This is a genomic window from Pannonibacter indicus (assembly GCF_001418225.1).
Classification (GTDB): Bacteria; Pseudomonadota; Alphaproteobacteria; order Rhizobiales; family Stappiaceae; genus Pannonibacter; species Pannonibacter indicus.
This window is the reverse complement of record NZ_LIPT01000031.1, coordinates 1-2,500: the sequence shown is the minus strand read 5'-3', so window position 1 is coordinate 2,500 and position 2,500 is coordinate 1. Positions and strand designations below refer to the sequence as shown.

The 2,500-nt window shown below is 56.4% G+C and carries 1 tRNA gene and 2 rRNA genes (1 of these 3 cut by a window edge); all 3 read left to right on the top strand.

The window, feature by feature from the left end:
• Nucleotides 1-1,947, top strand: a 23S ribosomal RNA gene (locus ASC48_RS19170); it begins 775 nt to the left of the window's first position.
• Between the two features lie 293 nt (nt 1,948-2,240).
• A 5S ribosomal RNA gene (gene rrf, locus ASC48_RS19165) occupies nt 2,241-2,355 on the top strand.
• 68 nt (nt 2,356-2,423) lie between these two features.
• Nucleotides 2,424-2,500: transfer RNA gene (locus ASC48_RS19160), tRNA-Met, on the top strand.

The window sequence follows — 2,500 nt, the reverse complement described above, 5'->3', positions numbered from 1 at the left end:
TTCTCCGCGAAATCTATTTAGGTAGAGCGTCAGACGAATACTCCTGGGGGTAGAGCACTGGATGGGCTATGGGGACTTACCGTCTTACTGATCCTAACCAAACTCCGAATACCAGGAAGTACTATCTGGCAGACACACAGTGGGTGCTAACGTCCATTGTGGAGAGGGCAACAACCCTGACCGCCAGTTAAGGCCCCCAAATCATGGCTAAGTGGGAAAGGATGTAGAACTCCCAAAACAACCAGGATGTTGGCTTAGAAGCAGCCATCATTTAAAGAAAGCGTAACAGCTCACTGGTCTAAACAAGGGGTTCCGCGCCGAAAATGTAACGGGGCTCAAGCCATGTGCCGAAACTGCGGGTGCACGTAAGTGCGCGGTAGCGGAGCGTTCCGTAGGCTGATGAAGGCAGACCCGTGAGGGCTGCTGGAGGTATCGGAAGTGCGAATGCTGACATGAGTAACGACAAAGCGGGTGAGAGACCCGCTCGCCGAAAGTCCAAGGGTTCCTGCTCAACGTTAATCGGAGCAGGGTTAGCCGGCCCCTAAGGCGAGGCCGAAAGGCGTAGCCGATGGGAATGCAGTTAATATTCTGCAGCCTGCGGGTGGTGACGGATGCCGTGTATCGTATCCCCTTACTGGATTGGGGATGCGGTGAAGGTGTCCCAGGAAATAGCCCCCGCATTACAGACCGTACCCTAAACCGACACAGGTGGACAGGTAGAGCATACCAAGGCGCTTGAGAGAACTATGCTGAAGGAACTCGGCAAATTGCTCCCGTAAGTTCGCGAGAAGGGAGCCTTCTGATCGGGCAACCGGTCAGGAGGGGCACAGACCAGGGGGTGGCGACTGTTTATCAAAAACACAGGGCTCTGCGAAGCCGTAAGGCGACGTATAGGGTCTGACGCCTGCCCGGTGCCGGAAGGTTAAGAGGAGGTGTGCAAGCTCCGAATTGAAGCCCCGGTAAACGGCGGCCGTAACTATAACGGTCCTAAGGTAGCGAAATTCCTTGTCGGGTAAGTTCCGACCTGCACGAATGGCGTAACGACTTCCCCGCTGTCTCCAGCATAGGCTCAGTGAAATTGAATTCCCCGTGAAGATGCGGGGTTCCTGCGGTCAGACGGAAAGACCCCGTGCACCTTTACTACAGCTTCACACTGGTATTCGTGTCGACATGTGTAGGATAGGTGGTAGACGTCGAAGCGAGGGCGCCAGCTCTCGTGGAGTCATCCTTGAAATACCACCCTTGTCGTCATGGATATCTAACCGCGGTGTAACAGCATCCGGGACCGTGTGTGGCGGGTAGTTTGACTGGGGCGGTCGCCTCCCAAATGGTAACGGAGGCGCGCGAAGGTGGGCTCAGAGCGGTCGGAAATCGCTCGTCGAGTGCAATGGCATAAGCCTGCCTGACTGCGAGACTGACAAGTCGAGCAGAGACGAAAGTCGGCCATAGTGATCCGGTGGTCCCTCGTGGAAGGGCCATCGCTCAACGGATAAAAGGTACGCCGGGGATAACAGGCTGATGACCCCCAAGAGTCCATATCGACGGGGTTGTTTGGCACCTCGATGTCGACTCATCGCATCCTGGGGCTGGAGCAGGTCCCAAGGGTATGGCTGTTCGCCATTTAAAGCGGTACGTGAGTTGGGTTCAGAACGTCGCGAGACAGTTCGGTCCCTATCTGCCGTGGGTGTAGGAGAATTGAGAGGATCTGTCCCTAGTACGAGAGGACCGGGATGGACGAACCTCTGGTGGACCTGTTGTGGCGCCAGCCGCAGTGCAGGGTAGCTATGTTCGGAATAGATAACCGCTGAAGGCATCTAAGCGGGAAACTAACCTCAAAACAAGTTCTCCCTGAAGAGCCGTGGTAGACCACCACGTCGATAGGAGGCATGTGGAAGCACGGCAACGTGTGAAGCTGAGCCTTACTAATAGCTCGTCCGGCTTGATCACTCTCATTAATCAATGTCCATTCCATATAAATGTTCTCACCGGCGGGCGCGCAAGACCGCTGTCCTGCGAACCACGCGCGGCATAAGCCGCGGCAGCACTTGGCCTTGCGGACCTCAGGTCCGTAACTCCTTGCCGGCTCACGGGCGTAGCCCTCCGCGAGGGCGGCCTAACGGCCGTCGCGCGTCGCGCTTGCGAACCACAGGTTCGTAACATCCCGCGCGTATCTCAAACTAAGAAACACATCGATCAGCAACAGCTGAAAAGACCAGTTCCTCTCATCTGCGTTTCGCCGGCCTGGTGGCCCCAGCGGGGGGCCAACACCCGATCCCATCCCGAACTCGGCCGTGAAACCCCCCAGCGCCAATGGTACTTTGTCTCAAGACACGGGAGAGTAGGTCGCTGCCAGGCCTGCAAAACGCAGATAAAATCAAACTCTTCAACAAACCGCGGCAAAAAAAACCGCCAAAACACCTCAACGCGGGGTGGAGCAGCCCGGTAGCTCGTCAGGCTCATAACCTGAAGGCCGCAGGTTCAAATCCTGCCCCCGCAACCA